This window comes from Streptomyces sp. NPDC005955 (genome assembly GCF_042871255.1).
Taxonomy (GTDB): Bacteria; Actinomycetota; Actinomycetes; order Streptomycetales; family Streptomycetaceae; genus Streptomyces.
In genome coordinates this window covers 111605-137705 of record NZ_JBIAIF010000002.1, presented here as the reverse complement: position 1 = coordinate 137705, position 26101 = coordinate 111605, and the positions used below count along the sequence as shown (strand labels likewise).

Annotated in this window: 24 protein-coding genes, 3 tRNA genes and 1 pseudogene; 12 read left to right on the top strand and 16 right to left on the bottom strand. The window is 71.4% G+C overall.

Annotated elements, in window-relative coordinates:
• Positions 1 to 11 precede the first annotated feature (11 nt).
• From ACFYOU_RS05985 to ACFYOU_RS05970, 4 genes are all read right to left on the bottom strand, one after another.
• On the bottom strand, positions 12 to 1373 hold the full coding sequence (locus ACFYOU_RS05985; RefSeq protein WP_391303862.1) for an esterase-like activity of phytase family protein: 1362 nt from the start codon (positions 1371 to 1373) through the stop codon (positions 12 to 14).
• Positions 1374 to 1646: 273 nt separating this feature from the next.
• On the bottom strand, positions 1647 to 2201 hold the full coding sequence (locus ACFYOU_RS05980; protein ID WP_391303861.1) for a PIN domain-containing protein: 555 nt from the start codon (positions 2199 to 2201) through the stop codon (positions 1647 to 1649).
• Positions 2202 to 2204: 3 nt separating this feature from the next.
• A complete protein-coding gene (locus tag ACFYOU_RS05975) occupies positions 2205 to 2663 on the bottom strand; it encodes a helix-turn-helix domain-containing protein (protein WP_391303860.1) in 459 nt (152 codons plus the stop codon).
• Positions 2664 to 2862: 199 nt separating this feature from the next.
• Positions 2863 to 3627 (bottom strand): hypothetical protein, encoded by a 765-nt coding sequence (locus ACFYOU_RS05970; protein ID WP_391303859.1) that lies wholly within the window; start codon positions 3625 to 3627, stop codon positions 2863 to 2865.
• A gap of 208 nt (positions 3628 to 3835) precedes the next feature.
• Between ACFYOU_RS05970 and ACFYOU_RS05965 the strand changes: the two genes are divergently transcribed.
• The 3 genes from ACFYOU_RS05965 (at position 3836) to ACFYOU_RS05955 (ending at position 6282) form a co-directional block, all read left to right on the top strand.
• On the top strand, positions 3836 to 5056 hold the full coding sequence (locus tag ACFYOU_RS05965; protein ID WP_391303858.1) for a histidine kinase: 1221 nt from the start codon (positions 3836 to 3838) through the stop codon (positions 5054 to 5056).
• Positions 5053 to 5706 carry a response regulator gene (locus tag ACFYOU_RS05960; RefSeq protein WP_391303857.1) on the top strand — a complete coding sequence of 218 codons (654 nt, stop codon included), beginning with the start codon at positions 5053 to 5055 and terminating at the stop codon, positions 5704 to 5706. Before ACFYOU_RS05965 ends, ACFYOU_RS05960 begins: the two co-directional genes overlap by 4 nt.
• A gap of 165 nt (positions 5707 to 5871) precedes the next feature.
• Positions 5872 to 6282: a hypothetical protein gene (locus ACFYOU_RS05955; RefSeq protein ID WP_391303856.1), complete on the top strand. Its 411-nt coding sequence runs from the start codon at positions 5872 to 5874 to the stop codon at positions 6280 to 6282.
• A gap of 81 nt (positions 6283 to 6363) precedes the next feature.
• On the opposite strand, the gene ACFYOU_RS05950 is transcribed toward ACFYOU_RS05955, so the two are convergent.
• Positions 6364 to 8088, bottom strand: coding sequence for a hypothetical protein (locus ACFYOU_RS05950; protein WP_391303855.1), 1725 nt, complete (start codon positions 8086 to 8088; stop codon positions 6364 to 6366).
• 240 nt (positions 8089 to 8328) lie between these two features.
• Between ACFYOU_RS05950 and ACFYOU_RS05945 the strand changes: the two genes are divergently transcribed.
• Complete coding sequence (locus ACFYOU_RS05945) at positions 8329 to 9396, top strand: NAD-dependent epimerase/dehydratase family protein (RefSeq protein ID WP_389762885.1); 1068 nt, start codon at positions 8329 to 8331, stop codon at positions 9394 to 9396.
• A 34-nt stretch (positions 9397 to 9430) separates the two neighbouring features.
• Positions 9431 to 10384, top strand: coding sequence for a galactokinase (locus tag ACFYOU_RS05940; RefSeq protein WP_391303854.1), 954 nt, complete (start codon positions 9431 to 9433; stop codon positions 10382 to 10384).
• Here ACFYOU_RS05940 and ACFYOU_RS05935 read toward each other — a convergent pair.
• The 4 genes from ACFYOU_RS05935 to ACFYOU_RS05920 all read right to left on the bottom strand — a co-directional run bounded on the left by ACFYOU_RS05935 (position 10381) and on the right by ACFYOU_RS05920 (position 15067).
• The gene (locus ACFYOU_RS05935; RefSeq protein WP_389762881.1) at positions 10381 to 11478 is read right to left on the bottom strand and encodes a radical SAM protein; all 1098 of its coding nucleotides are present in this window, start codon (positions 11476 to 11478) and stop codon (positions 10381 to 10383) included. The genes ACFYOU_RS05940 and ACFYOU_RS05935 overlap by 4 nt on opposite strands.
• A 222-nt stretch (positions 11479 to 11700) precedes the next feature.
• Entirely contained in the window at positions 11701 to 12555 is an 855-nt protein-coding gene (locus ACFYOU_RS05930) for a carbohydrate ABC transporter permease (protein WP_389762879.1), read from the bottom strand.
• On the bottom strand, positions 12552 to 13532 hold the full coding sequence (locus tag ACFYOU_RS05925; RefSeq protein ID WP_391303853.1) for an ABC transporter permease subunit: 981 nt from the start codon (positions 13530 to 13532) through the stop codon (positions 12552 to 12554). Before ACFYOU_RS05925 ends, ACFYOU_RS05930 begins: the two co-directional genes overlap by 4 nt.
• A gap of 242 nt (positions 13533 to 13774) precedes the next feature.
• Positions 13775 to 15067, bottom strand: coding sequence for an extracellular solute-binding protein (locus ACFYOU_RS05920; protein ID WP_391303852.1), 1293 nt, complete (start codon positions 15065 to 15067; stop codon positions 13775 to 13777).
• A 303-nt stretch (positions 15068 to 15370) separates the two neighbouring features.
• Between ACFYOU_RS05920 and ACFYOU_RS05915 the strand changes: the two genes are divergently transcribed.
• Positions 15371 to 16534 carry a serine/threonine protein kinase gene (locus ACFYOU_RS05915; RefSeq protein ID WP_391303851.1) on the top strand — a complete coding sequence of 388 codons (1164 nt, stop codon included), beginning with the start codon at positions 15371 to 15373 and terminating at the stop codon, positions 16532 to 16534.
• Between the two features lie 4 nt (positions 16535 to 16538).
• Entirely contained in the window at positions 16539 to 17273 is a 735-nt protein-coding gene (locus ACFYOU_RS05910) for an HAD-IA family hydrolase (RefSeq protein WP_391303850.1), read from the top strand.
• Here the strand turns inward: ACFYOU_RS05910 and ACFYOU_RS05905 are convergent.
• Positions 17239 to 18726, bottom strand: a complete 1488-nt coding sequence (locus ACFYOU_RS05905; protein WP_391303849.1) for a N,N-dimethylformamidase beta subunit family domain-containing protein — start codon at positions 18724 to 18726, stop codon at positions 17239 to 17241. The two genes, ACFYOU_RS05910 and ACFYOU_RS05905, sit on opposite strands and share 35 nt — an antisense overlap.
• Before the next feature lie 224 nt (positions 18727 to 18950).
• Between ACFYOU_RS05905 and ACFYOU_RS05900 the strand changes: the two genes are divergently transcribed.
• Both ACFYOU_RS05900 and ACFYOU_RS05895 read left to right on the top strand, forming a co-directional pair.
• Positions 18951 to 19784: a methyltransferase domain-containing protein gene (locus tag ACFYOU_RS05900; protein ID WP_391303848.1), complete on the top strand. Its 834-nt coding sequence runs from the start codon at positions 18951 to 18953 to the stop codon at positions 19782 to 19784.
• A 19-nt stretch (positions 19785 to 19803) separates the two neighbouring features.
• Positions 19804 to 20574 (top strand): N-acetyltransferase, encoded by a 771-nt coding sequence (locus tag ACFYOU_RS05895; protein WP_391303847.1) that lies wholly within the window; start codon positions 19804 to 19806, stop codon positions 20572 to 20574.
• Here the strand turns inward: ACFYOU_RS05895 and ACFYOU_RS05890 are convergent.
• Together ACFYOU_RS05890 and ACFYOU_RS05885 are read right to left on the bottom strand one after the other, a co-directional pair.
• Entirely contained in the window at positions 20537 to 21652 is a 1116-nt protein-coding gene (locus ACFYOU_RS05890; protein WP_389762864.1) for a hypothetical protein, read from the bottom strand. The two genes, ACFYOU_RS05895 and ACFYOU_RS05890, sit on opposite strands and share 38 nt — an antisense overlap.
• A gap of 165 nt (positions 21653 to 21817) precedes the next feature.
• Positions 21818 to 22108, bottom strand: coding sequence for a hypothetical protein (locus tag ACFYOU_RS05885; protein WP_391303846.1), 291 nt, complete (start codon positions 22106 to 22108; stop codon positions 21818 to 21820).
• Between the two features lie 222 nt (positions 22109 to 22330).
• Between ACFYOU_RS05885 and ACFYOU_RS05880 the strand changes: the two are divergent.
• A pseudogene (locus ACFYOU_RS05880) lies at positions 22331 to 22438 on the top strand (2-hydroxyhepta-2,4-diene-1,7-dioate isomerase); the annotation flags it as partial.
• 86 nt (positions 22439 to 22524) lie between these two features.
• Here ACFYOU_RS05880 and ACFYOU_RS05875 read toward each other — a convergent pair.
• From ACFYOU_RS05875 to ACFYOU_RS05860, 4 genes are all read right to left on the bottom strand, one after another.
• Complete coding sequence (locus tag ACFYOU_RS05875; RefSeq protein ID WP_391303845.1) at positions 22525 to 22857, bottom strand: 4a-hydroxytetrahydrobiopterin dehydratase; 333 nt, start codon at positions 22855 to 22857, stop codon at positions 22525 to 22527.
• Between the two features lie 676 nt (positions 22858 to 23533).
• A tRNA-Ile gene (locus ACFYOU_RS05870) sits at positions 23534 to 23607 on the bottom strand.
• A 166-nt stretch (positions 23608 to 23773) separates the two neighbouring features.
• Positions 23774 to 23846 (bottom strand) — tRNA-Asn (locus ACFYOU_RS05865).
• Positions 23847 to 23851: 5 nt separating this feature from the next.
• Positions 23852 to 23924: transfer RNA gene (locus tag ACFYOU_RS05860), tRNA-Asn, on the bottom strand.
• 147 nt (positions 23925 to 24071) lie between these two features.
• On the opposite strand from ACFYOU_RS05860, the gene ACFYOU_RS05855 reads away from it, so the two are divergent.
• On the top strand, positions 24072 to 24374 hold the full coding sequence (locus ACFYOU_RS05855) for a YtxH domain-containing protein (RefSeq protein ID WP_385487825.1): 303 nt from the start codon (positions 24072 to 24074) through the stop codon (positions 24372 to 24374).
• A gap of 63 nt (positions 24375 to 24437) precedes the next feature.
• Positions 24438 to 25904: an FGGY family carbohydrate kinase gene (locus tag ACFYOU_RS05850; protein WP_391303844.1), complete on the top strand. Its 1467-nt coding sequence runs from the start codon at positions 24438 to 24440 to the stop codon at positions 25902 to 25904.
• Positions 25905 to 26101: the final 197 nt, after the last annotated feature.

The window sequence follows — 26101 nt, the reverse complement described above, 5'->3', positions numbered from 1 at the left end:
CGCACCGGTGCTCAGCGCTTCAGCGGCGCCGGCAACTTGACGTGGGTGATCTTGGTCTTCAGTCCGCTCTCCCGGAGTCGACCGTTCTCGTCGAAGGCGTCGGGACCGTCCGACATGCCGAAGTCGTTGTCGTTGATGAGCGCGAGGGTGTCGCGGCCCACCAGGGCGGCGCCCTCGACCTTGCCCGGCACGCCCGGGATCTTTCCGAGGTCCACCACCAACTCCTTGGCGAGGACCTGCACCCCCGCGCCCGCCAGGTCCGCGGTCTGCTCGTAACTCGGGGAGGTCTCCAGGTCGTCCCAGCGGCTACCGAGGATGCCCTCGCCGCGCGGCAACGTCACCCGGTGCAGCCGCGCCGTGCGGTCCGTGCGCTCCTGCACCAGGACGGTGCGCGGGCCCGTCGCGACCAGGGCGGACACCTTCAGCTCCGAGGGGTCCGTCTCCGCCGGGTCCACCTCGTTCACGGGGTCCAGCCGGTACGCGTACTCGCCCGTCACCTCGCCCTCCTCCGGCGAGAACCGCAGCAGCCGCAGATTGCGGGACGCCTCGCCGGACGCCTTGTCGGGCACCAGCAGCGGGCTCTGCACGGCGATCACCAGATCGCCCCCGGGCAGCACGGTCAGCGCCTCGAAACCCCGGTTCTGCTTGCGGTTCAGCAGGATCGACGGCAGCGCCTCGACCACGGGGTAGTCGGCGCCCCGCAGCTTCAACCCCTCGGGCACGTAGCGCTTGAGCACCTTGCCCTGCGCCGAGACGTGCACCAGTGAGGGGCTGTACTCGTCGACCACCCAGAACGAGCCGTCGGCGGCCCGCACCAGGCCCTCGGTGTCCAGCCCGTTCGGGTTCACCTCCAGCGGCGTCTTGGCGTCGTACGTGAACGGGGCCTCGTCGCGCGACAGTTGGTTGGGCAGCCCGGTCACCGCCTTCCCGGAGCGGGTGGTGATCGGCACCGCCCCGAGCACCCGCACCCGTTCGCCCTCGACCTTCACCCGGACGATCGCCGGGTTGAACTCCGGTACGGCGAAGGTCCGGCGCTTCTTCCCGTCCACGGTGATCTGCCCGTTGGGGCCCCGGTCGGTGAGCGCCCAGAACTCGCCGGGGCGGTCCGCCGGGTACAGGTCGCTGCCGATGCCCAGGGGGACACCGCGGTCGTTGTCGACCGAGCCGGGGATCAGACCGTTGCTGAACTCCGCGAGCGGAATCCTGTCCAACACGGCGGACCCCACGACTTCGGGGGCGCCGCGGACCTCCGCCCCGTCGTCGGACACCACGTCGGCGGTCGCGGTGAAGGCGACCCCGCCGACGAGGGCCAGCGGAAGCCCGACGGTCAGCGTGAGGCGCAACGGGCGGGACAGGCGCGAACGGGGGGACATCGGGCCTCCTGGTGGGGGACAGGACCGGGGCGGCCCGTCGTTCCCGTTCGGGCGGCCCCGCGTGGATCACCGACTCTGCCGCACCTGCACGGAAGGCGGGCGCGGTTCCCCGCATTACGGCCGAACCTCACTCCCGCGCCAGCGAGTTGCCCAAGATTTCACCCACCTTTCACCCGTAATACCTCCGCCCCGCAAACCGTCCGGTCACTCGGGTTGGCCGAAAGGCGATGTACATCTATCGGTCGTTGGTCGTGGCGGGGCCCACCCGATGGTTCACATGCTGCGCAGGGCTGCCGCTGACGCGACGAGTCCGTCACGCTCCAGGCGGTCGAGGATGTCGGAGGTCGTGGCGGGAGGGCGCTTGCGGCCCCGGGCCATCTGCTCCACCTGGGAGTAGACGACGCGGGAGTCCAGGTCGATCTGCGCGGCGATGAACGCGTCCGGGTGGACGGCCTCCACGTCCCACGGGGTGAGCCGGTCGGCCGGGAAGTCCTTCAGGTTGAAGGTGACGATCACCTGGGCCTTGGCGCGAATCGCGGCGGCGAGCACGTGGCGATCATCGGGGTCGGGTAACTGGACGGCGTTGATCAGCGGCTCGTACCCCTTGACCAGACAGTCACGGACCGCTCTGACCATGAGGTGCCTGGTGCGGTCGAGTCGATCGGGGCGTAAGTCGAGGCGCTTGGCCGTGAGGTTGCGAAACACTTCGTCCAGGATCGCGTCCGACCACTTGGCCTGGACGAGACCTGCCTGGGCGACGCGGATGAGCAGATCCCGAAGGGTGCTCGGGTACAGCACGTTGGCATCGTAGAGGGCGACGAAAGCCATGGCTCAGAGGAGCCCCGCTTCCTCGTCCAGCTGGGTCAGCTCGTCCGCTGCGGCGCGCCGGTTGGCGTCGTCCTGACGCTTGTAGTCGAGCAGGGAGGCGGCCAGGATGCGCCGGTGCGTCCCCACCGTGCGGTACTCGATCTCGCCGGCCTTGAGGAGGCCGATGAGGAAGGGACGGGAGACGTTCAGCAGGTCGGCGGCCTGCTGGGTGGTGAGCTCGGCGTGCTGCGGAACGATGGAGACGCCGCGACCGGCCCCGAGGTGGGCGAGAAGGGTGGCCAGCAGCTCCACCGCTTCCCGGGGGAGCGACAAGGGCTCTGCGCTCCCGTCCTCGACCGTCACCCGGACCAGTGCGAGGTCCTTGTGCTCCGTGAGGTAGCCGCGCACACGCTCCAGCGCGACGTTCGCCTCGCCCGTTCTTTCCGGGGGGAGCTGGACTGGGCGAGTGTCTGCCATGGTCATGATCGGCTCCTCGTGTGTGGGGCGGAGGGGACCTTTCACCTTCGTCGCTACCGATGATTCCAGTATCCGCAATAGGCGAAGCAAGTGCAATAAATGAATCGCTGCTGTCCGGTCGCCCCGAAACGCAACGCAGCGAAGCGAACCGGACGGCCCGGTCCAGCCCGGTGCGTGCCGCGCCAGGCGAGTCCCGGGCCCTGGCTCAGCCGCGCCGGGCCTCCGGTCGTGGGGTGGACGCGGGGGCCGGGGCCGCGGGCATCGGGGGCAGGTCGGCGTGGGTGACGCGGTAGCCGCCGCGCACCACGGGCGCGAAGGGAGCCGGCGCCATGCACGTCCCCGTGCCCTCGGCGCCGACGTTCGCCACGCCCCAGCCGAAACCGAGCCGGTCGGGCTCCCCGTCCCGGCCCTGCTGCACGCTGATGCCGAACCGCGTGCCCCGCTCCTCCGTGTTCGACTCGCGGACGACCGCGGTGAGCGTCGCCGTGCGGCCACCGGTGACCAGGCAGTCCACGTCCGCCACGGACCACGCGGTGAAGCCCGTCGAGGCGATCCGGTGGGAGATCCGCACCGTCCCCCGGGCGTCCGTGGGCAACCCCCGCTCGCCCCGTGGCACGGGCAGCGGCCGGGTGAAGGGCGCGGCCTCGGCGTGCACCCGGAAGCGGATGGTGTCCTTGGGGGAGTACGCGTAGTGGATGCGGGCCGACCCCTCGACGCGGGCCGGGGACTTCGCGGCGCGCGGGGACCGCGCAGCACGGGCCGCGGATCCTCCGGCGCGGGCCGGGTCCGCGGACTCCCGCGCCGCGGTGCTCGCACCCGTGCCCTCCGTCAGGGGCCGCGCGGCGGCGGCCGGCTGCGCGTCCGGGCCGGTCGGTGCCGCCGCGGTGGACGTGGCGGCGGTCGCGAGGACGACGAGGAGCGCGGTGGCGGCGCCGATCGCGCCGGGCGTGCGGAGTTCGGTGCTGCGCATGGACGACTCCCTTGGGGATGCGGCTCGGTGGTCCGGCCGGGTGGCTACGGGGAACAGCCTGGCCGGCGGACCGCGTCGCCGCCCATCCGCCGATCGGCACAGGGGCTCCGGCCCGCGCCGCCCGGTCTCTGCCGATCGGGGGAGCCCGGGCGGCCGACCGCAGCCGTAGGCTGGTGATCTTCGTCGGACGGTGGGGGAGTTGACGGGCATGACGGGAGCGGCGGCCGTGCACCTGCTGGTGGCGGTGCCCGCGCTGGCGGCCGCCGCCCTGCTGGTCGGGGCGGTGGTCCACGCCCTGGGGACCCGTACCGTGCCCACCCGGCTGGCCGGGCCCACCGCGCTCTGCGCCGCGCTCTCGCTCCTGTCGACCTTCGGCGTTCCCGCCACCGGCGTCAGCCCGGGCACCACCCGCGCGGCCTGGAGCCTCGCGGAGTCGGGGCTGTTGCTGGTGCTGATCGCGGCGGTGGCCCGGTGGTCGCCCCGGCGCGCGGCCGGGACCGCCCTGCCGGGCGCCGCGCTCGCGGTGGCCGCGTGGCCCGTGCCGCTGGTCGACGGCGGAGTGCTGGAGCGCACCGGCGCGGCGGTGTTCTGGCTGCTGCCCGCCCTGGGGGCGATCGCCACCGGGCTCGTCCCGCGCCGGGCCGCGCGGCGCCACCGGGACGCGGTCGCCGAGGCCCGGCGCGCCCAACGGCTGCTGCTCTCCCGGGACCTGCACGACTTCGTGGCGCACGACGTCAGCGGCATCGTCGTCCAGGCCCAGGCGGCCCGCTTCGTGGCGACGAACGACCCCGGTCAGGCGGTCCTCGCGTTGGAGCGCATCGAACGGGCGGGACTCAGTGCGCTGGCCGCGATGGACCGCACGGTGGCGATGTTGCACGGGGAGGACGCCCCCGCACCCGCCGAGCCGCCGCCCGGCCTCGATCAACTCCCCTCTCTGGTCGACCGGTTCGGGCAGGCGCAGGGCATCGACGTACAGCTGCGGTGCGAACCGGACGTGGTGGCGGCTCTCTCCCGGGAAGCGGGCGCCGCGGCCCACCGGATCGTGGTCGAGGCGCTGACGAACGTGCGTCGGCACGCGCCCGACGCCTCCCGGGTGGACGTCCGGTTCAGCCGCACCCCCGCGGCGGTACGGCTCCAGGTGGTCAACGACCGCCCGCGCCGCCCGTCCCCGGGCCGCTCCCTTCCCCGGTCCCGGGGCGGCGGCGGCCTCGGACTGACCGCCCTGACCGAGCACGCGACGGCCCTCGGCGGCACCCTCACGGCCGGCCCGCTCACCGGCGGCGGCTGGCGACTGACCGCCGAACTCCCCACCACGGACCGCCCCGACCGCCCCGACCGCCCGCACGACGCGGACCGTCCGCACGACGCGGACCGACCGCCGCACATGGACCACACGGACCGTACGCATCACCCGAAGGGCACCACGTGAGCACCCGCATCCTCCTCGCCGACGACCAGGACGACGTGCGCAGCGGCTTCCGGCTGATCCTGGGCTCCCAGCCGGACATGACCGTGGTGGGAGAAGCGGCGGACGGGCTCGCCGCCGTGACCCTGGCCCGGGAGCTCCGCCCCGACCTGGTGATCGCCGACATCCGCATGCCGGGCCTGGACGGTCTGGAGGTCACCCGCCGCCTCGCCGGACCCGGCGTCGCGGACCCGGTGCGGGTCCTCGTCGTCACCACCTTCGACCACGATGACTACGTCCGCACCGCCCTGCGCGAGGGTGCCTGCGGCTTCCTGCTGAAGCGGTCGGGGCCCGGGCTGCTCATCGAGGGCGTACGGGCGGCCATGGCGGGGGACGTGCTGATCAGCCCCCAACTGACCGTCCGACTGCTCCGGGAAGCGCAGGACGCGCAGCCGGCGGAAGGTCCGTCGCCCTCCGCCCTCACCGCCCGTGAGGAGGAGATCGCGCACCTGGTGGCCGAGGGGCTGACCAACGCCGAGATCGGTGCCCGGCTGTTCATCTCCGCGGGCACCGCCAAGACCCACATCGCCAACATCCAGGGCAAGATCGGGGCGCGCAACCGCGTGGGCATCGCCGCCTGGTCCTGGCAACGGGGCGGCCCGGCAGCTTCCTGACGCCGGCGGCGACACCCTGGCTCGAACGTTCCGCCGAGCAGCCCGCAGCGGGCTCGGCCGCGGTTTCCGACCCGTGCGACGGGTACGCATGTTCGCGTGCGCGTGGCGGTGCGTGGTCACGCCGCGCGATCCGTGTGGGGACGCAACGGGAGGAGCGGAAGAGCGATGGGCTTGAGCAAGCTGGTGACGACGACCGCGTTGGCCGTGTTCGGGGTGGCGGGAGCGGCAACGGCACCCGCCGCCGGAGCGACCGGGTGGCTGCTGCCCCACCCCGGGCCGGACGGTCTGGTGTGGGTCAACGAGTGGTTCGGGGACGGGGGAGTGGTGTCCGGCGGGGCGTCGACGCGGTTACCGACCGTGCTCACCGTGGCCTGTGAGGGCGGCGGCGACGTGGCAGTGACGATGCACGTGCGCCAGGTGCAAGTGGCCGCGTTCCCGGTGGACTGTCCCGTGGGCAGTGCGGGTGTGGGCACGGCGACCTTGGACCCGGGCGTCGTGGTGGGCTCCTTCACGGTGGGCGTCGACGCCTCGACGCAGGACGTCCGGTGGTCCCTGACGGTGACCCAGCCCGAGTAGCGCGACCCGTCCCGCATCTGCGGGGAGCGTCAACCACACGTCTCCACCGCGTGGTTGACGCTCCGTCACAAGAGTGGCCGGTCAGGTGTCGCTGAGGGCGAGCCCTTCGTACGCCAGCCACTGCATGTAGGTGTGCAGCCCGTGGTGGAGGTCCACGGTCGGCTTCCACCCCTGGAGCCGGGGGGCGCCGGAACCCCGGACGTCCGGTACGGGGGCCGTGCGCGGTGGGGCGGTGACCGTTTCGACGCCGACCGGACGCACCGCGCTCAGGACCGCCTCCGCCATGGCGCCCGGCGACACCGGCGTCTCCTCGGGGAGTTCCAGCACCTCGACCGCCGGGGGGTCGTCCAACACCCGGCACAGTGCGCCGACCAGATCGTAGGTGTGCAGCGGGCGCAACGGCCGACCGGGCGGGTCGGTGAGGACGACCGGGTGGCTGCGCAGCGCGTTCCACACCATCCGGCCGATCGGGGTGCGGGGCGAGCAGCCCGGACCGTACAGGTCGCCGGTCCGCAGGGTGACCGCGGGGCCGTCGGCGCTCCGGACGAGGACCCCGGCGTCCCCGCTGTCCGCGGTCTGCCGCAGGGGGCGCAGGTCGACGAGTGCGTCCCGACCCGACCGGGTGCCCGCGGTGTCGGCGGGGGAGCCGAGGGTCACCCGGTGTCCGCGGGCGGTGAGTCCGTGCACCACGTGCTCGCCCAGCGGGCTGGCCGCCCCGAGCACGGCGACCCGCCGTCCGGAGCGCAGCGGACGGGCCCCCGCCGTGCGGCCGGCGTCCAGCCCCGCGGCGACCCCGGCGGTGGCGACCTCGGCCAGGCCCGCGCGCAGTGCGGCGATCCGCTCCTCGCTCTGGCGGGCACTGACCCCGCCGGGGCCGATGGTGGCCAGCGCCTCGGCACAGGCCGCTGTCCGGGAAAGGACGTCGCCCCGTCCCTCCGCGCGATGGGCGAATCCCATGGTGAATGCGGTCAGCCAGGTTTCCCGAGCGGCTTCCGGGTCCGGTGCTTCAGTCAACTCGACATTGGCTGATTTATATCTGTTCACGTTCACGCCGAGCCCGGAGAGATAGTCCTTGCATTCCAGGTGCAGCCATCTTTCCGGGCCCGGGCCGGTCACCCGCACCGCGCACTGGGCGGTCCCGTTCTTGAAGAAGGGGACCACCCGCGGTCGGTCCAGGGAAATGCTTTCGTCGCCCCCGCGGTCATCGGGCAGGAAGCACACCGAGCGCCGCGGGCCGCGGAAGGCGTTGCCGGAAATGCTGCCCCGGTCGTCGTGCTCGACGAGGCTGGGCGCCGCCACGTAGGCGGGCACCCCGCGGCTGCGCAGGAACTGCCGCAGCAGGATGTCGTCGGGCCAGGCCCCCAACCGCGAGGTGCCGTACCGCACGTAGTCGGCGGCCACCGCGCGGGGCAGCACCACGGCCAGGCAGGGGAAGTACTCGTTGACCGCGCGCACCCAGCGGGCCCCGGCCATCGCGGCGAGCCGGACCGCCGCCCCGTTGCGCGAGTCCCAGAGCGCGAACAGGGCGAGTGCCGCATCGGGCCGCTGTTCCACCGCCTGTTGGACCCGTTCGAAGAACGCCTCGGACAGGATCAGGTCGTCCTGGAGCACGAGGTGGTGCGTGGCCCCCTCCGCGACGGACGACCAGGCCACCAGCGCGGTGCGCAGGGCCGACGGTTCGCCGTCCGGATCGGGGTCCGTCACCACGTGCAGCGCTCCGGGGGGCGCCGAGCGGGCCAACGCCCCGGCGGCGGCCAGCCGCTTGGGGTGGGTCATCACCGAGCCGCTGATGCGGTAGCGCGTCACGGGTCCTCCGTGTTTCTGGTGTTCCTGGTGCCCGACGGACGGTCGAATCCCGCGGCGCGACCGAATCTCCCGGTCGTCCCGCTGCACACGTCCCGTCCGGAGGCACTGGCGAATTTCGGAAATTACGCAAGGGTCTTCCATGGCCGCCCAAGCGCCGAAAAGGCCCCCTGGTTACGGCCAACGATGATCGTTCATGCTGTCTGCGCTGCATCCATACGTATCACCGTTAAAGGAGTCCGTATGACTGAGAAGACCGATGGCGAAGCCATTGACTCAGGTGACTTCCGGTCCTCGCGACTGGAAAAGCTGCGGGGCTCCCGAGTCGTGGTGACCGGAGGCGCGGGCCTGGTGGGCAGCCGACTGACCGCCCTGCTGCGCGGGGTCGGGGCGGAAGTGACCGTCCTCGACCGCATGGACGCCTATCCGGATTCCGTCCACGCACTGTTCGGTGCCGAACGGCACGCGACCCGCCTGGTGGTGGGCGACATACGGGACCGGGCGTTGGTCCGGAAGGCGATGGACGGCGCCGAACTCGTCGTCCACGCCGCCGCCTACGCCGATGTGGCCGCGTGCACCCGCAGACCCGACATCGCCTTCAAGGCCAACATCGAGGGCACCGAGGTCGTCCTGGAGGAGGCGGTGGCGGCGCGGGTGCGCAGGCTGGTGCTGATCTCGTCGGCCGCCGTGTACGGCAACGGCACCGCCGCTTCGGACGGGCCGCAGACCTTCCACGAGGACCAGCCGCTGCACCCGCTGTCCGTCTACGCCAACTCCAAGCTGTGGGCCGAGCACCAGACCCGGTTGCTGCTCGGCGCCGCCGGGATCGACTTCTCGGTGCTGCGCTACTTCTCCGTCTACGGCGACCCCCAGGTGCCGAAGCCGGGTAGCCACTCGTGGATGGTCGCCTGGCTGGCGATGCACGCCCGGCTCGGGCTGCCGATGCGGCTCAACGGCGGCGGTGTCCAGGTCCGCGACCTGGTCCACGTGGACGACATCGCCACCGCCACCGCGCTCGCCCTGGTGGAGGACGGCGTCGTCGGGGCGACCGTCAACGTCGGCAGCGGCAAGCCGACTTCGGTGCGCGACGTGGGCGAGCTGATCGCCCCGCACTTCCCGGGCTCCCGTTTCATCACCACCCCCCGGCCCGCCGACGACCCCCTCGGGGGCTACGCCGACACCGAGCGGCTGTACGAGCTGATGCGCTGGCGCCCCGGCATCTCCGTCGCGGACGGCGTGGAGCGGTACGTGAACTGGTTGAACGCCACGCCCGAGGCCCTGCCCGGTTGGCTGGCGGAGAAGGCGGCGTGACCCCCGTGACGCCCCTGGGAAGGTTCCGTAGCCGGTGACCACCGAGCGCGTGGCACGCGCCGAAGTGCCCTGCCGGGCCTGTCTGGCCGGTGAGGACCTGGACTGGCTCGGCGGCCGGTCCGTCAGCCTCGCCCTGGAGTTGACCACCGTCGTGGAGACGGTCCCCGGCCCGCCCGCGCCGCCCGCCGAGGGCTGGCCCGAGGAGGTGTGGGCGTACCTGCGCGAGCGGCTCCCCGGCCTCGCCCCCCGGCCGCCCGCCGTACGGGTGCACAGCGCGGCGCCCTCCGCGAGCGGGCTGTCCTCGTCCACCGCCCTGATCGTGGCGCTGCTGCGGGCGTACACCCGACTGTGCGTCCCGGCACCGGGCGTCCCGGACGCCACGCTCGCCCAGTGGGCGTACGCCTTCGAGTTCGCCCGCTTCAACGGGGGCGGCATGGACCACCTGGCGGTCATCGAGGGCGGTGCGCTGCTGTTGGAGGGCCGCACCACCGGGCTGCCCGCGATCCGGGACCGTGCCGTCTTCCCCGAGGACTGGACCGTGCTGGTGCTGGACTCGGCGACCCGCAAGGACACCGGTGACCACATCCGGGTGGTGCGCGAACAACTGGCCACCGGTGACCCTGCGTTGGCGCTGTACCGCAAGGAGGCCGACGAGGCGGCGGCCCAGGCGTGGTCGGCGATCGGGGCCCGGGACCTGGACGGTCTCGCCGGGGCCATGGACCGCGCCCACGTCACCATGCGCGACCACCAGCGGATGTCCACCCCCGTCCTGGAGGAGCTGCGGGAGCTGGCCCTCGGCTCCGCGGGGCTGCGGTTGAAGCTCAGCGGCGCCGGCGGCGGCGGCTCCCTGGTGGGGGTGTGCCGCACCGCCGACGCCGACAAGATCGCGTCCGCCGTGCGCGGGGCGCTCGGGGAGCGGTACCCCGCGGCCCGGGTGATCGCCACCCGGGCCGCGGGTCCGGAGCCCGCTGCGAGCCCGCTGCCCTAGATGAAGGGGTCGTAGTCAGGACCCTCCGGCGTCACCGCTTCGACCGCGATCTTCTCCAGTTCGAGGTTGGAGCGGTGACGTGCGCAGTGGAAGCGGCAGTCCCGGGTGGGGTCGATGATCCCCCGGTCCGCGTTCTCCCAGATGTCGGGCAGCCGCTCGGTGACCGCGTCCCCGATCTTCGCCTGGGAGTTGCCCCGGTGGTACGAGCAGACGTAGACCCCGGACGGGGTGATCAGGGTGCGGAGCTCCGCCACCTGGCAGCGGTGGTAGTCCTTGGGCTGGACCGCGCCCACCCGGTTGCGCAACGAGGTCAGGGTGGACGAGTTGATGATCTGGAAGGAGTCGTCCGCCCAGCGCCGTTCGGCCTCGTCGAGTTGGTCGTCGACGGATTTCAGGAGGTCGTCGGCCACCTGGATCACATGGTGTCCGTCGTCGAACATCGCCTTGGTCTCGAAGTAGTCGCAGCCGATGTCATGGGCGAGTCCGGCGGCTTCCAGGACCTCGTGGTGGTTGCTGACGATCGTGCCGTCCGCTTCCTGACGGGTCATCACCAAGAAGGAGTAGCCCAGGGCGCCCTTCTTCACCTCGGCCAGCAGCCGCATGTTCCCGACGACCTTGTCGAAGACGCTGCGGCCCTTGCGGTCGGGCCGGAACTTCCCGTACGTCTCCATGGTGCCGGCGTCCATCGAGACCCGGACCCAGGCGGCGTACTCGGCCAACTCCTCCAGATTCTGCTTGATCATCGTGCCGTTGGTGACCACGCCGATGGCTATGCCCGCCTCACCGAGCATCCGCAGCACCTGACGGGTGCCCCGGTGCGCCAGTGGTTCGCCGCCGCCGATGAGGACCACTCCGCGGACGGACATGTCGATGAGTTCCTGCGCCAGTTCGGCGAGGCGCTCGGGGGTGAACCGTCCCTGGTTGAGCAACTTGCCGCTGATGCACTCGGGGCAGGCCAGATCGCAGAAGGTCGTCGGGTCGAGGTCCACCACCAGGGGCGCGGTGGTGGACTTCCCCGCGGCGGCCTCCAGCACGCGTGGCCAGCCGGACGGCTGGTAGAGCTTGGACACCAGGTCAAGACGGTCGAACGTCACAGAGTTCTCCTGCTGGTCAAGAGGGCAGGCGCCGCCGGCACCATGCCCTCGGTCTTTCCCCGGGGAGGGGGGAACCGTCCCCGGAGCCCGGTCGTGGTCCGGGCTTTCCCCTGCTGGTGCGTAGGTCGTGTCCGCTGCGCGGCGCACTGCGTCGGGCGCCGCGGGTCGATCCGGTGCGGAGGGTCGCACACGACCCCGCCGGAGGGTGCTGGTCGCACGTGGTCATCCCTTGACGGCTCCCACGGTGAGGCCGGCCGCCACCCGGCGTTGCACGATCATGAAGAAGACCACGACGGGCAGGGCGGTGAGCGTGGCTCCCGCCATCAGCGCGCCGTAGTCGGTGCCGAAGCTCGTCTGGAAGGAGACGAGCCAGATGGAGACGGTCTGTTTGTCGGTGCTGGACAGCAGTACGTAGGCCAGGACGTACTCGTTCCACGCCTGCACCAGGGCGTAGATGGACGTGGCCACCAGCCCGGGCGCCAGCAACGGCAGCGTCACCCGGCGGAAGGCCCCGGCCCGGGTGCAGCCGTCGACCATGGCCGCCTCCTCCAACTCCACGGGGATCCCGGCGACGAAGCCGCGCAACAACCAGACGGTGAACGGCAGCATGAACACCAGGTAGGTGAGGACCACGCCGACCAGGCTGTCGGTCAGCCCGGCGTCACTGAGCAGCAGGTAGAGCGGGATGATCAGACCGGCCAACGGGATCATCTGCACGGACAGGATCACCACCACGAACGCCCGGCGCCCGAAGAAGGAGAACCGGGCCACCGCGTAGGCCGCCGCCACCCCGATCAGCAGCGAGACCACCACGGTCCCCACCCCGACCAGTGCGCTCGCCCGCACGCTCGACCAGAAGGTCTCCGAGGCCATGGCCCGGCGGAAGTTGTCGAGGGTCGGCTCCGCGGTCCAGAACTGCGGCGGATTGCTGCGGATCTCGGACGAGGGCCGGATCGCGGTGAGGAGCATCCAGTACAGGGGGAACGCCATCACCGTGCAGAACAGCAGGCCGAGGGTGTTGGCCCGGAGCGAGCGGCGCCGCCGCGCACCGCGGGGCGGAGCGGAAGCGGTGGTCATTCGGCCTCTCCCATCCTGACGAGCTGACGGACGTATACCACTGCCCCGACGAGCAGCAGCAGGACGGTGACGACCGCGATGGCCGCTCCGGTGCTGTAGCGGTTCACGGCGAACGACTCGATGAACGAGTACACACCGAGCAGGTAGTACTCCTTCTCCGGCTGGCCCGTGCGCATCAGCCAGATCTGGTTGAACACCCCGAAGTTCCAGATCGCGTTGAGCGTGGTCACCACCACGAACGCCGGCTTGATCACGGGGAAGATGATGTGCCGGAGGACCTGGGGCCGGGTGGCGCCGTCGACGGTGGCGGCCTCCTCCAGCTCCGGCGGGACCTGGGTCAGGGCGGCCTGGAGGGTGATCGCGGCGAAGGGCAGCGAACCCCAGACGACCACGGCGACCACCACGGTGAAGCCCTGCCAGGGGTTCTCGAACCAGTTGTGCTTGCTGAAGTCGAGCCCGGGCACCAGCCCGAGCAGCCAGTTCATGACGCCGTAGTCGGCGTCCACCAACCAGCGGAAGACCGCCGCCGCCACCATGACCGGCATCGCCCACACGGCGACCAGCACCCCGGCCATGAGCAACCGCACCCAGGAGGAGACGCGGCGGCCCAACAGCGCCACCCCCATGGCCAGGGCCATGGTCAGGACGGTGGCGACGGTGGTGAAGAGCGCGGTGCGCCCGACGACCGTCCAGAAGAACCCGTCGGTGGCGATGGTGCGGTACTGCCGCAGCCCCGCCCAGGGCGGTTCGGTGCCGGCGAACAGTTCCCGACGGGTCATGTCCTGGAAGGACAGCAGCACCAGCTCGATCAGGGGGTAGCCGAGGACGGCGACGAGCGCCAGCACCGTCGGGGCGATCAGGACGTACGGGATCAGCCGACTCAGCGGCGGCCGGGCCCGCCGGGCCGTCCCCCCGGCGGGTGCCGGGGGGACGGGCGGGGAGACGGCGACGGAGTCCGGTGGGTCTGTGGTCACCATGCGGAGGCTCCTCGAATCATCGCCCGCGGTGCGCCCTGCGCACGCACGACCGACGCGATGGGTGGGGTGGGGGTGGGGTGAACACGTCGAAGTGGGTGGGGTGGGGGGTGGGGATGCGGGGGGGGGTGGAGAGTCAGGGGAAGTGGGGTGGTGGAGTGGGGTGAGGTCCGACGGGGGGTGAGTGGGGTGAGGTCTGGCGGGGGACGGAGCGGGGTGGGGTCCGAGGGGGCGGTGGGGGGACGTCAGTTCTCGTTGATCAGGGTGTCGATCTCGCGGTCGGCGTCCTCGGTGGCCTGCTGCACCGACTTCTTCCCGGTGGCGATGTCCTGGAGCATCGCCGGCAGGATGTTGGACTTCTCCACCGCCACCCAGCCGGGCGCCAACGGGGTCACCCAACCGCGTTCGGCGGAGCGCGCGGAGGGGCCGTTGGGTCCGTCGGCGGGCACGTCCCGCAGCTGGACGCTGTTGTTCGGCAGGGTCTGGGCCTTGATCAGCTGCTGCTGCGACTTGTGGTCGGTGAAGAGCTTGATCCAGTCCCGGGCGAGCTCCTGCTTGCCGGACTTGGCGGGCACCGCCAGCAGGGAACCGCCGAGGTAGGGCGGCAGCAACTCGCCGGAGGGGCCCGGGAAGGCGAAGGTGGCGAACTTGCCGCGCAGCGCGGTGTTGCCGCCGCTGCGCGGGTCCGTGGCGGCCGTGGCCTCCCAGGTGTTGCCGTAGAACATGGCGACCTTGCCCTGGCCCACCACACCCGGTTCGTCGCCGTTGTCCTTGGAGCGGTCACCGACGTAGTAGTCGTCGATCAGCTTCTTCCACGTGGTCAGCCCCCGGCGCGACTCGGGGGAGGAGAGCGCACCGCGCCAGCGGCCGTTCTCCTCGACGGCCATCTCGCCCCCGGCGTCCTTGACCCAGGCCATGGCGGCGTGCGGGTAGCGGCCCGGCATATAGAAGGCGGAGAAGTTCTTGTCCTTGGTGCCGAACTCGGCCTTCACCTTGTCGAGGACCGAGAGGAGTTCGGGATAGGTGGTGGGAGCTTCGGTGACGCCCACCTTCTTCAGGATATCCGTCCGGTAGATCCCTACCTTGGCCCCCGCGTAGTAGGGCACACAGTATGTCTTCCCTTTGTGTTCACAGGCGTCGGCCAGCGCCGGAAGCCAGTCTTCCGAATGCTCGAAATCCTTCTTCTCCAGAGGGGAGAAGGCACCGTTGATGATGTAGTTGGTGGTCTCGCTATTGCCCATCTCCACTACATCTGGTACTACCCGCCCGGCGAGGGCGGCGTCAATCTTCTGGTTCTTGCTCGGCCACTGCTGGTACTGCACCTTGACTTTGGTGTCCGGGTACTGCTCCGCGAATCGTTTGTTCGTGGAGGCAACCAGATCGGGCCAGCTCTCCCTAGCGTCGATGGTCAGCCAGACGGTCAGGGAGTCGGGGTCGCCGCCGCCTCCGGCGGAATCGTCCGAGCTACACCCGGCCAACGAGGCGATCACGGCGACGGTCCCGAGAGTCGAGGTGAAGCGGGGTAAGCGTAGGGGCATGATTCTCCGCCTTTCAAGGACTGGTTGAACCGGGCTGCTATCTACCCAGCGCACACCGGCAAACTACCGGTGGGGCGCTTTTTGGCCAGGATGAGACGTGGATTATGGAACGTTGTTGTTTTGGATTGCCCCCGGCTCGCACGGGGAAGCAGTGGCCGAGAAGCAGCCGTACCGTCCGATGGCCAGCCGTTAATTGACGCAAAACACTAGGATGTGCCTCTTGGGCACCCTTGACGGTGGCGCAACGTCTGACACATTTTTCTCCTGGTGTCCCCGGCGTTGCCCTATCGAGAGGTGTTACCCGTGACTAAGCCCGACACGACGGTCGGCGATTCGGACCTGCGACCCACCCGGGTCAACTCCTGGAACGGCTGGGATCCGCTGCGCCACGTGATCGTCGGCCGGGCCGACGCCGCGGTGGTCCAGGCACCGGAACCGGCCGTGGCCAGAGACTTCCCCGAGGACGGCTTCCCCCTCGGCACCTACGGCACGATGCCGGCCGACATGATGGCCGAGGCCAACGAGCAGTTGGACTCCTTCGCCGACCTGCTGCGCCGGCGGGGGATACGGGTGGATCGCCCCACCCCGCTGGACTTCAACCAGAAGGTCTCCACGCCCGATTGGGAGCAGGAGACCATGTCGGGCTGCATGCCGCCGCGCGACCTGCTGCTGACGGTCGGCAACGAGGTCCTCGAAGCCACCATGTCGTACCGCAGCCGCTGGTTCGAGTACCTCTGCTACCGGCCGATCCTCCAGGACCTCTTCAAGTCCGACGCCCGGATGCGGTGGGAGGCCGCCCCCAAGCCCCGGCTGACCGAAGCCAGTTACCGCACCGACTTCTGGGACACGTACCACGACCTGCCCACCGAGGTGCAGCTCGCCAAGGTCCGTGACTACGACCTGGTGCTGACGGAGGAGGAGCCGCTGTTCGACGCGGCCGACATCGCCCGCTTCGGCAAGGACCTCTTCGTCCAGCTCTCCTTCGTCACCAACCGCAGCGGTTTCGACTGGCTCAAGCGCCACTTCCCCGACCACCGGGTGCACGCGGTGACCTCCACCAACACCCACCCCCTGCACATCGACGCCACCTGGGTCCCGCTGCGCCCCGGGCTGGTGCTGCACTGCGGGGAGCGGCTCGCCGACCCCGAGCTGATGGAGTTCTACCGGCTCAACGACTGGGAGATCATCGAGGCGGTGCAGCCCGCGAGTTGGGACCACCCGCCGAAGCTGTCCTTCTGCAGCCCGTGGCTCGCCGGGAACATGCTCAACCTGGACGAGAACACCCTCTGCATCGAGGAGAAGGAGGTCGCCCTCTCCGAGCAGCTGGCCTCGTACGGCTTCGAGATCGTCCCGGTGCCGTTCCGCGCGGTCGGCCCCTTCGGCGGCGGACTGCACTGTGCCACCGTGGACATCGAGCGCGAGGGCGACTGCCAGGACTACTTCCCCCGCCGGCACGGGCGGTACTGATCCCGTGACCACCGCCCCGCGACCCGGTGGGTCGCCCGCCGTCAAGGCCGTGATCTTCGACTTCTACGGCACCCTGGTCCGGCTGGTGCCGCCGATGCCGCCCAGCCACGCCTCGGTGTTCGAGCGCCGCGGCCTCGGGGAGTACGTCGAGCGCTGGGGCGACCAGTGGTCGGTCGGCCCCGCCGACGGCGAGGACCACAGCACCCACTCGGTGGACGAAGCGACCTATCGGGCCTGGGAGGTGGACCGGCTGCGGCGGCGCGCCCTGGAGTGCGGGGTGCCCGCCGCGGAGGCCGGCCCGCTGGCGGTGGAGCTGGACCGGGCCACCAAGAGCCTGGCGCTGGAGCTCTTCCCCGATGTGACGGCCGTGCTCGCGCACCTGCGCGGGCGCGGCCTGCGGGTCGGGCTCTGCTCCAACTGGTACTGGGACCTCGACCGGGCGGTGGCCTCGACCGGGCTGACCGACCTGGTGGACGCCGGCGTCACCTCGGCCCGGGTCGGGGTGCGCAAACCGCACCCCGGGATCTACCGGGCCGCACTCGACGCCTGCGGCGTCACCCCCGAAGAGGCCCTGTTCGTGGGGGACATGTGGGCGGCCGACGTGGTGGGGCCGCTGGCCGCGGGCATCCGTGCGGTGCACCTGTGGCGGCCCGACCGGGCCGTCGACGGGGTGGCCCCGCCGCTGCCCGACCGGGCCCACCGGATCACGTCCCTGCACTCCCTGCCCGAGTTGTTGTAGCGCGGTGCGAGAGCCGGTCGAGCACGTTGCGGGTCACCCGCACCACGCCCGCGTCCAGCTCCCGGCCGCAGACCACGGGCCAGTCCACGGTGCCGGCGGCGAAGACCGTGCCGCCGTCCGTCGTGTACAGGCCCATGGTCGCGGCCCGGGGGCTGGTGATCGCCGGCTCCCGCTCCGGGCAGTTCCAGTGCCCCCACTTGAAGCGGTGCAGGTCCTCGTTCACGGGGTCCAACAGATAGATGCCCAGGATGAGGAAGGACTCCGGAGTGCCGTCCACCCCGCTCGCCCGCGCCACCCCCCGCTCGTCATAGGTGAAGGCGGCGCCGTCGCACTCGTACCCGATCAGCGCGGTGCCCCCGCCCAACCGGTCGGCGGGCCGGCCGTCGCTGCCGTCCCGCAACCCGGTGCCCTCGAAGACCCAGTGGTCCGCGTGCTGCAGGGTGAACCCCTCCAGCGGCCGGTCACCCGGCCAGTCGCCGGGCCACATGCCGCCGTTGCGGAAACTCACCCCGGTGAGGGCGTTCTCCGGCCGGCCCACCCCGTCCGGCGGCCCGGCCCACCACAGGTCGGTGGCGGGCAGATGCGGGTAGACCTCCCCGACGTGGTGGTCGGTGTCCGAGACGAAGGCGGTGTTCCCGTCCGTGAGGTGCACCCGCCACCAGCAGGTGTTGGCGCTGAGGAACGCCACGTTCCCGCCCGCGGCCACGTGCGTGTCCACGTGGTCGCGCATCGACGCGCTCCAGTACTCGTCGTGCCCGACGCTCAACAACAGGTCGTAGGGGGCGAGCAGTTCGGGGTCCTCGTGGAGGTCGAGGTCGGTGCAGTACTCCACCGCGTAGCCGCACCGTTCCAGCCAGGCGATGAAGGGGGCGTCCCAGTGGGCCAGGTCGATGACCCCGCCCGGCCGGTGCATGCTCAGCTTGTGCCCGCGCGGCTCGTCCGCGTCCCCCTCCCGGTAGACCGGGCTGTCGTAGAGGCTGGAGGCCCGCGCCACGCCCTCGCCGTCCGAGCGGTTGTACGCGTGCCGGGTGAAGGTCGACTTCTTGTACAGGATGCGGCCGTACCGTCCCGGCTCGCGGGGCCGCACCACGAAGAACTCCCGGGCGAACCCCTCGATGTCCCCGTCACCCAACAGCGGCACCTCACCTGCCTGCCGCTCGTCCCCCTCCACCAGGTGCGCGAGGTAGATCCCCGGCGGCCACTGCGGGGGCACCCGGAACGCGTAGCGCGGCAACTCCCAGTCGACGGCCGGCGAGGCATGACCCTCGATCCCGTCCGGGTGCGGCGGCGGAGCCTGGAACACCCCCTGGTACGACTCCGACTCCCCGAGGTGGGTCAGCTCGCTGCCCAACCGGTAGAAGCGGACCCGGAACTCCTTCGCGTCGGTCGAGACGTGTAAGCCGAGGACCCCGCCCGACGTGACGCTCTCCCGGTCCACGTACCCCTCGATCATTCGACCCCTCCCCATCGGCCGCAACCGCCGTTCTCCAGCGGCGAAGACGCTCGATGTTAGGAGTTCTTTCCAGCTACAACAAACCAGCGGACGGGATCAGCCTTCCTCGATCCCGTTTCGGCCATGTTGATCTTGCAGAGAATGCACGAACCGGCGTCCGGGTAACGCGGATCAAAAGGACGGCGTGCTGTGCGGAAAGGAAAAGAATGGCAAAAGAATTGCGTGTGCGAGAGTTGGTCCTGGGGATCGAGGGGCTGGCCCTGCTGCGCTCCGCCATCGATGCCGACGACGCCTTCCTCGAAGCCCGGGTGGCGGAGATCAGGAAGTTCGCCGCCGGCGGCGACGAGGGGATGCCCGGCGCCGGCGCCCCGGTGAGCGAACTGGACGAATCGACCGGGTACGCGTCCTGGGCGAAGCGCTACGACTCCCTCCCCAGCTCCTTCCTCCAGGTCGAGGAGCCGATCGTCCACCGGCTCCTGGACGAGGGACCGGTCGGCACCGCCCTGGACGCCGCCTGCGGCACCGGCCGCACCACGGTCGCACTGGCCGAACGCGGCTACCGCACCATCGGCGTCGACCAGTCACCCCAGATGCTGGAGCAGGCCCGGGCCAAGACGCCGGACGTCGACTTCCGTCTCGGCCGGTTGGAACAGCTGCCGCTGGAGGACGCCAGCGTGGACCTCGCCGTCTCCACCCTGGCCCTCACCCACCAGCCCGCGCTCGGCCCCGCCGTCGCCGAGCTCGCCCGGGTGGTCCGCCCCGGCGGCCGGGTGATCGTCACCGACCTCCACCCCTTCGTCATCACCCTCCAGGGGCAGTGCCTCTTCGTCCACGGCGACGACGAACTCGCCTTCGTCCGCAACCACGTGCACCTGCCGGGCCAGTACATCGAGGCGTTCACCGCGGCCGGCCTCACCGTCCGCGCCTGCTACGAACCGGCCTTCAACGGGAGTCTTTCCCCCGGCGGCTACGAGGACTACATCGCGGACGCCGCACGAGCAGCCTGGGACGGAATTCCCATCGTGGTCGTCTGGGACGTCGTCAAGGACGCGAAGTAAGCAAAGGAAAGGGAACGTCGTGAGAGTCGTCCTGTACACCGAACGCCCAGAACTCTGGGACCGCATCACGGAAGAATTCGCAGGAGTAATTCCCGAATACAATCTGCACGGAGACATCGGCGAGGGGTACTGGAACCGCCTCTTCGACGACTTCGGCGACCACCAGTTCGTGCTGTACGACGAGGAGACGGACGCCATCCTCGGCGCCGGCCGCTCGCTGCCCCGACTGTGGGACGGCACCCCCGAGGACCTGGGCACCGGGCTCGACGCCTCGATCCGGGACGCCTTCGCCGCCCACGACGCGGGCACCAAGCCCACCGCCCTGTGCGCCCTCGGCGTCGAGGTCGCCCCCGCACACCAGGGCAAGAGCCTGTCCAAGGTGCTGCTCCAGCAGATGATCACGATGGCCCGCGCCGACGGCCTGCCCTCCCTGATCGTGCCGGTGCGCCCGATCTGGAAGCACCGCTACCCGCTCGTCCCCACCGAGCGGTACGCCTCGTGGACCCGGGCCGACGGGGAGCCCTTCGACCCGTGGATCCGCACCCAGGTGCGGCTCGGCGGCACCATCACCGCCTCCATGGAGGAGTCCTCGATGATCAGCGGCACCGTCGCCGACTGGGAGTCCTGGACCGGCATGGAGTTCCCGGAGAGCGGTGACTACGTCTTCCCGGAGGGGCTGAGCACCCTCCGGGTCGACCGCGAGCAGGACCGGGCCTCCTACTGGGAGCCCGCCGTCTGGATCACCTACGACCTCAGCTCGTCCGATCCAACAGGACCTCCCCGCACCTGACGGCGCTCCAGGCGTACGCGGTGAGCAGTTCCGCGTGCGCCTCGGTCACCTCGGGACGCCGCTCGGGGGAGAGCCCCGCGGGGCCGACCGTCGACACCGCCGCCTGCCGCAGCCGCTCGGCGGCCGGGGTGCCGCCCCGGACCGCGCCCTGCGGGGCGTGGCGCCGGGCGGCCTCCTCGGCCTGCCGGCCCAGCATCAGACAGTGGATCCACAGCTCGTCCGCGAAGGAGTCCCCGAAGGCCCTCCCCACGGCCGCCGCCTCCTCCTTGGGCCGGCGCTCCCGCACCAGGTCCTGCACCGCGTCCTCGGTCATCAACCCCGCCATCCCCAGCGCCTCCCGCCAGGTGTAGTGGGTGCGGACCGGCACCACGTCCTCCTGCCCGACCAGCCGGACGTACCCCTCGCCGTACCGCATGTACGGCACCCAGCTCAACTCCTCCAGCACCCACCCCTCGTACAACTGCGGGCGGGCGTCGTCCACGGAGGCGGGACACACCGCGAGGCGCACCCCCTGGGCGGCATGGCCGTTGATGCTGCTGGTGCCGGTGTGCTCGGTGACGGTGGGCACCGCGAGCAGGGCGCTGCGCCGACCGCCCTGCCGGAGGAAGGCCGTCATCACCTCGTCGTCATGACGGTCGGCGCTCTGCTCCGCGAACCGCCGGAACTCCGCCGCCACGGCCACCGGGAGGCTGATCGCCAGCGTCGGCGTGAACTCCTCCGGCACCGCACGCACCCAGCCCGCGCCCGCGAGGGCGGCCAGCCGGGTCAACCCGCCGTTGCGCGCGTGCCAGTTGGTGTAGAAGGCGAGGGCGTCGTCGGGGAAGCGGTCGGCGCAGTGGGCGACCAGGTCGATCATGTCGTCCGGAGCCGCCACGTCGTCCTGGATCATGAACTGGTGGGTGGCGCCCTCGCTCACCCGGGACCAGGCGAGCAGCGCGGTGCGCAGGGCGGACGGCGGCCCGTCCGGATCGGGGTCCAGGGCGAGCGAACCCAGCCCCAGCCGGGCGACCATCTCCTCCGCCTGGGCCCGGCGGACCGGGTGGGTCATCACGGCCGAACTGACGCGTGCGGTGGGCATCGGGGTTCTCTCGCCTTCAGCCGGTGACCAGGGACGAATGCTCCGAAGATCATGGCTGCTGTGGGCACGGATTCCACGGGGAGCGCGGTCCGACGGCCAAAAACGAACGCTCCCCGACGCGATTGCGCCCAGACCTCCGCCCGAGTGACGGAGGTCAGGCGCACCTCAGCGCAGGTGCGACGGTTGCCCGCCGCTGTGGGAGTACCGTTCGCGCTCCTGCTGGTGGCGCAGCGCCCTGAGCTGACATCGGCTCTCGCTGAACCGGGGGTCGGCCGGCGGGGTCCGACCCAGGTCCCGGGCCGACCACAGCCACACCGCGGCGACCAGCACGATGACGGTGTCGGCCAACAGGAGCCCCAACAAGGGGAGGTCGAGCAGGAGGTGCACGGCCACCACCTCCAGACCGAGGGTCACCAGGGCCGCGCACAACACCGTGTTTCGGACACTGTTCTTCATGGGGGACAGCCACCTCCTGGGCAGGGCGGGCCAGTGGGGGAGGGCCCGCGCCTATGAGCTATACCCAGCCCGGAGCGGTTTGGTTCAAACCTTCACCGAATATGTCCTTGGCGTACGGCGGATGTGCTAGTCGCTGACACCTGTGAACTCCCGTGCAGCGGGCAGTCGTTCACTCGCAGGCTGTAGGCGGGGTGTGATCTGGTTGCCCGGACGGGACACCCGACCGGGACCCCGGCGGGGGTCGGCCCGGTCCTGCCCGGCGACGAGATGGCGGTGACCGTTGCCGGGGTGGGCACCCTGCGCAACCCGATCGTCTCAGGACCGCAGTAGCGCTGCGAACTCCCTGCCGGCGGGCAGTTCGGGGCGTCCGGCGGTCGTCGTGAAGGTGTGCGCGTACTGCACACGGTCTTCCGCGCTCAGGCGCCCGAAGACGTCCTCTGCGGCTCCGCACCGTGTGCCTGTGCGATGGCGTCGATGCGGGCCGCGAGGTCGAAGTCAGCGGATGTCAGGCGGTGTCCCGCATCATGGGTCGTGATCCGGAAGCGCAGGTGCCCCCAGCGCAGATCGATGTCCGCGTGGTGGCTGATCAGCCGCTCGACATCGGCCACATGAACGATCATGGCAACGCCACCGTGATAGCGAATGTCGTACGCGCGGGTGATCGTGTCGCCTTCGCGGTGCCATCCGGGGACCTCGCGCAACGCCGCTTCGATCTCACCGTCACTCAGCGGCACGGGATTCTCCGCCATGCTCAGTTCCCCTCCGTCACCGACGCCAGGGCCTCGCCAGGGTCCCGGCCGATCGGGCATCGTGCCACGGCTTCATCGCTCGTTCCAGGGTCGCCAGCTCCCGACGCATGCGCGCTGACCGCGTCTCGACGGCGATGCCAGCGGCGCGCAGTCTCCGGAATGGAGACGAGGACCTGGCTCCACAGCGACCCGGCGCTGCATCCCGGCGGCGGTGCCGTGCGCACCGTGCTTCAGGGCCCGCATCTTCGGCTCGGAGGTGCACGAGTGCCGGGTGTGGGCGTCCGCCACGCACCGACCGCGCGGCGGGCAGGCGTCGCTCTACCCGAACCTCCGGAGTAGGCCGGTGCCGTGCCCGTGCGACTGCCGGACGCGGACCCGCGCGTGAGGGTGCACGCCTGCGAACCCTGCCTCGACCGTCTCGAACAGCTCGTGTTCGTTCACCAGTTGAAGGACGCGTCCGACGCCCGTCGAGACCCCTCAGCCCCGTCCGCCCGCGCCCCCGTCGCAGGCGCACGGAAGAGCCCCGCCCGGGTCGGTCCGGGCGGGGCTGCCTCACTCGATCACTGGTGTCACGGACCCGCGGCGGGCCGGTGGGGGCCTCGCGGGGGTCCGGGCGACCGGGCTTCCTCCGGCGCTGCACCCCACGTCGAATCGTTCCTGCACAGGAACTCTGCGGTGGGGCGGGTGGGACTCGAACCCACGGCCGACGGATTATGAGTCCGCTGCTCTAACCGGCTGAGCTACCGCCCCCTTACGGCGCGTCGCGCACAGGTGTACGCGCCGTCTGCCGCAGCATAGCCGCTCATACGATCTCCTGCTCCGCACGGTCGGCTCCGCTGACCATGGAGACCTCCGGCGTCCCCGTACGGTTCCACCGGACATGAAAAAGGACCCCGATGGGGGTCCTTCTCGGCTGCTCCCCCGACTGGACTCGAACCAGTAACCTGCCGGTTAACAGCCGGCTGCTCTGCCAATTGAGCTACGGAGGATCGAGCTCCCCCGACTGGACTCGAACCAGTAACCTGCCGGTTAACAGCCGGCTGCTCTGCCAATTGAGCTACAGGGGATTGCCTCGTTCGCATCGAACGCGCCTGTCCGGGTATTCGCCAGGAAGCGCTCGTTCGCTGCGACACATACATTAGCGCAAGCAGGGGGGTGCTCCGCCAATCGGTACTCCCGCGCTCCACACCGAGATGCAAGGGAAGGGTGGCTCCATGCGCTACCGGCTCACATTCGTCGCCGGGCTGGCCCTCGGCTACGTCCTGGGAACCAGGGCTGGACGGGAGCGGTACGAGCAGCTGAAGAAGTCGGTCCGACAGTTCGCGGAGAACCCCGCGGTCCGCAACGCCGCGGAGACCGCCGCGCAGCAGGGTCGCGAGGTGGCGGGCAAGGCCCTGCACTCGGTGACCGAGCGGGTCGGGGACCGGGTGCCGGACTCCGTCACCGAACGCGTCCGGACGCTGCGCGAGCGCGGCAAGGGTGCGCAGAACGACGACTGGGGCACCAGCAACACCTGAGGGTGCCCGGCTCGTACCGGGCTGTGGTACGGCACACACCCGAACGTGGTGCAGAATTCCCGCATGGGGATAGTCGCCGGTCTGGACAGCACGCCCGACTCCACGCGCATCGTGGTCTGTGACACGGACACGGGTGCCGTGATCAGGCAGGGGTACGCCCCGCATCCCCTGGAGGGGACGCCCGGGGGGAGCGGGGAGGGCGGGCGACCCAGTGACGTCGACCCACAGGTCTGGCTGCTCTCCCTCGGGGAGGCCGCGGCCGGCGGGGTCCTCGAAGGCGTCGAGGCGATCGGCGTGTCCGCCCAGCAGAACGCCCTCGTCCCGCTCGACCAGCAGGGCGCGACGATCCGTCCCGCCCTGGTGGGCGGCGACCGCCGGGCCCAGATCGCCGCCGCCGACCTGGTCGAGGCGCTCGGCGGGCGCGAGGCGTGGGCCCAGGCCGTGGGCTGCGTGCCGCAGGCGGCGAACCCCGTCGCCAAGCTCCGTTGGCTCGCCGCGAACGAACCCGAAGCCGCCCAGCGCGTCGCCCTGGTCCTCCAGGCCCACGACTGGCTGGTGTGGCAGCTCCTCGGCCGCCCGCTGCGCCGCACCACCGACCGGGGCGGCGCCTCCGGCACCGGCTACTGGTCGGCGGCGACCGGCGGCTACCGGCCCGACCTGATGGAAATGGCGCTCGGCCGGCAGGCGGCGCTGCCCGACGTACTGGGGCCCGCCGAGGCCGCGGGGACCACTCCGGAGGGACTGCTGATCTCCGCCGGCACCGGCGGCACCATGGCCGCCGCGTTCGGCCTCGGCATCGGCCTGGGGGACGCCGTCGTCTCGCTGGGCGCCTCCGGCTCCGTGATGGCGGTCCACCGCGAGGCCCTCGCCGACCCCAGCGGCATGATCACCTCCCTCGCCGACGCGACGGGCATGCACCTGCCGGTCGTGCACACCCTCAACGCCGTGCGCACCCTGCGCGGCACCGCCGAGATGCTCGGCCTGCCCGACCTCGACGCCCTGTCCGCACTCGCCCTGAAGTCCACGCCCGGTGCGCACGGCCTGGTCCTCCTGCCCTATCTGGAGGGCGAGCGCACCCCGCACCTGCCGCACACCGCCGGAACCCTCGCCGGGCTGCGGCGCGAGGCGATGAAGCCCGAGCACCTGGCGCGGGCCGCCGTCGAGGGCATGCTCTGCGGACTCGCCGACGCCCTCGACGTGCTGCGCGGACGCGGGGTGGAGGTGCGCCGGGTGTTCCTGCTGGGCGCCGCCGCCGACCTCCCCGCAGTCCAGGCCTCCGCGCCCTCGCTGCTCGGCGCGCAGATCGTCGTCCCGCAGCCCGCCGAGTACGCGGCGCTCGGCGCGGCGCGGCAGGCCGCGTGGGCGCTGGGCGTCTCCCGCGGGACGCTCGACCCCCGCACGCCGCCCACCTGGCCCGGCGCGACCGGCCAGGTCCACGACCCGGGCGAGGAACTGGCCGTGGGGCAGGCCGTGCGGCAGCAGTACGCGGTCGTGCGGGAGCAGACCCACCCGGGCGCGTTCGCCGGCTGATCACCCACGGGTCCCGGTGGGTCCCGGCCCGTTCCAGCGAGCACGGGCGGGGCGCCGGCGGGGCACCCGGGCGGTTCTTGGCCCGCTGTTGGGTTAATCCGCTGGGGTAACGGGCGGGGCACGGTGGACGATGGGGGGTGGTGTGCCGAAGGTGCCCCCGAGCGGCCGGCCGGCCGGTCGGTCCGCCCCCAGAACCC

Coding starts and splice junctions, on each gene's coding strand:
- ACFYOU_RS05890 (WP_389762864.1), bottom strand. CDS start 21,652: ATGCCCACCGCACGCGTCAGTTCGGCCGTGATGACCCACCCGGTCCGC.
- ACFYOU_RS05985 (WP_391303862.1), bottom strand. CDS start 1,373: ATGTCCCCCCGTTCGCGCCTGTCCCGCCCGTTGCGCCTCACGCTGACC.
- ACFYOU_RS05970 (WP_391303859.1), bottom strand. CDS start 3,627: ATGCGCAGCACCGAACTCCGCACGCCCGGCGCGATCGGCGCCGCCACC.
- ACFYOU_RS05975 (WP_391303860.1), bottom strand. CDS start 2,663: ATGACCATGGCAGACACTCGCCCAGTCCAGCTCCCCCCGGAAAGAACG.
- ACFYOU_RS05925 (WP_391303853.1), bottom strand. CDS start 13,532: ATGGTGACCACAGACCCACCGGACTCCGTCGCCGTCTCCCCGCCCGTC.
- ACFYOU_RS05920 (WP_391303852.1), bottom strand. CDS start 15,067: ATGCCCCTACGCTTACCCCGCTTCACCTCGACTCTCGGGACCGTCGCC.
- ACFYOU_RS05945 (WP_389762885.1), top strand. CDS start 8,329: ATGACTGAGAAGACCGATGGCGAAGCCATTGACTCAGGTGACTTCCGG.
- ACFYOU_RS05855 (WP_385487825.1), top strand. CDS start 24,072: ATGCGCTACCGGCTCACATTCGTCGCCGGGCTGGCCCTCGGCTACGTC.
- ACFYOU_RS05965 (WP_391303858.1), top strand. CDS start 3,836: ATGACGGGAGCGGCGGCCGTGCACCTGCTGGTGGCGGTGCCCGCGCTG.
- ACFYOU_RS05850 (WP_391303844.1), top strand. CDS start 24,438: ATGGGGATAGTCGCCGGTCTGGACAGCACGCCCGACTCCACGCGCATC.
- ACFYOU_RS05875 (WP_391303845.1), bottom strand. CDS start 22,857: ATGGCGGAGAATCCCGTGCCGCTGAGTGACGGTGAGATCGAAGCGGCG.
- ACFYOU_RS05955 (WP_391303856.1), top strand. CDS start 5,872: ATGGGCTTGAGCAAGCTGGTGACGACGACCGCGTTGGCCGTGTTCGGG.
- ACFYOU_RS05905 (WP_391303849.1), bottom strand. CDS start 18,726: ATGATCGAGGGGTACGTGGACCGGGAGAGCGTCACGTCGGGCGGGGTC.
- ACFYOU_RS05980 (WP_391303861.1), bottom strand. CDS start 2,201: ATGGCTTTCGTCGCCCTCTACGATGCCAACGTGCTGTACCCGAGCACC.
- ACFYOU_RS05930 (WP_389762879.1), bottom strand. CDS start 12,555: ATGACCACCGCTTCCGCTCCGCCCCGCGGTGCGCGGCGGCGCCGCTCG.
- ACFYOU_RS05885 (WP_391303846.1), bottom strand. CDS start 22,108: ATGAAGAACAGTGTCCGAAACACGGTGTTGTGCGCGGCCCTGGTGACC.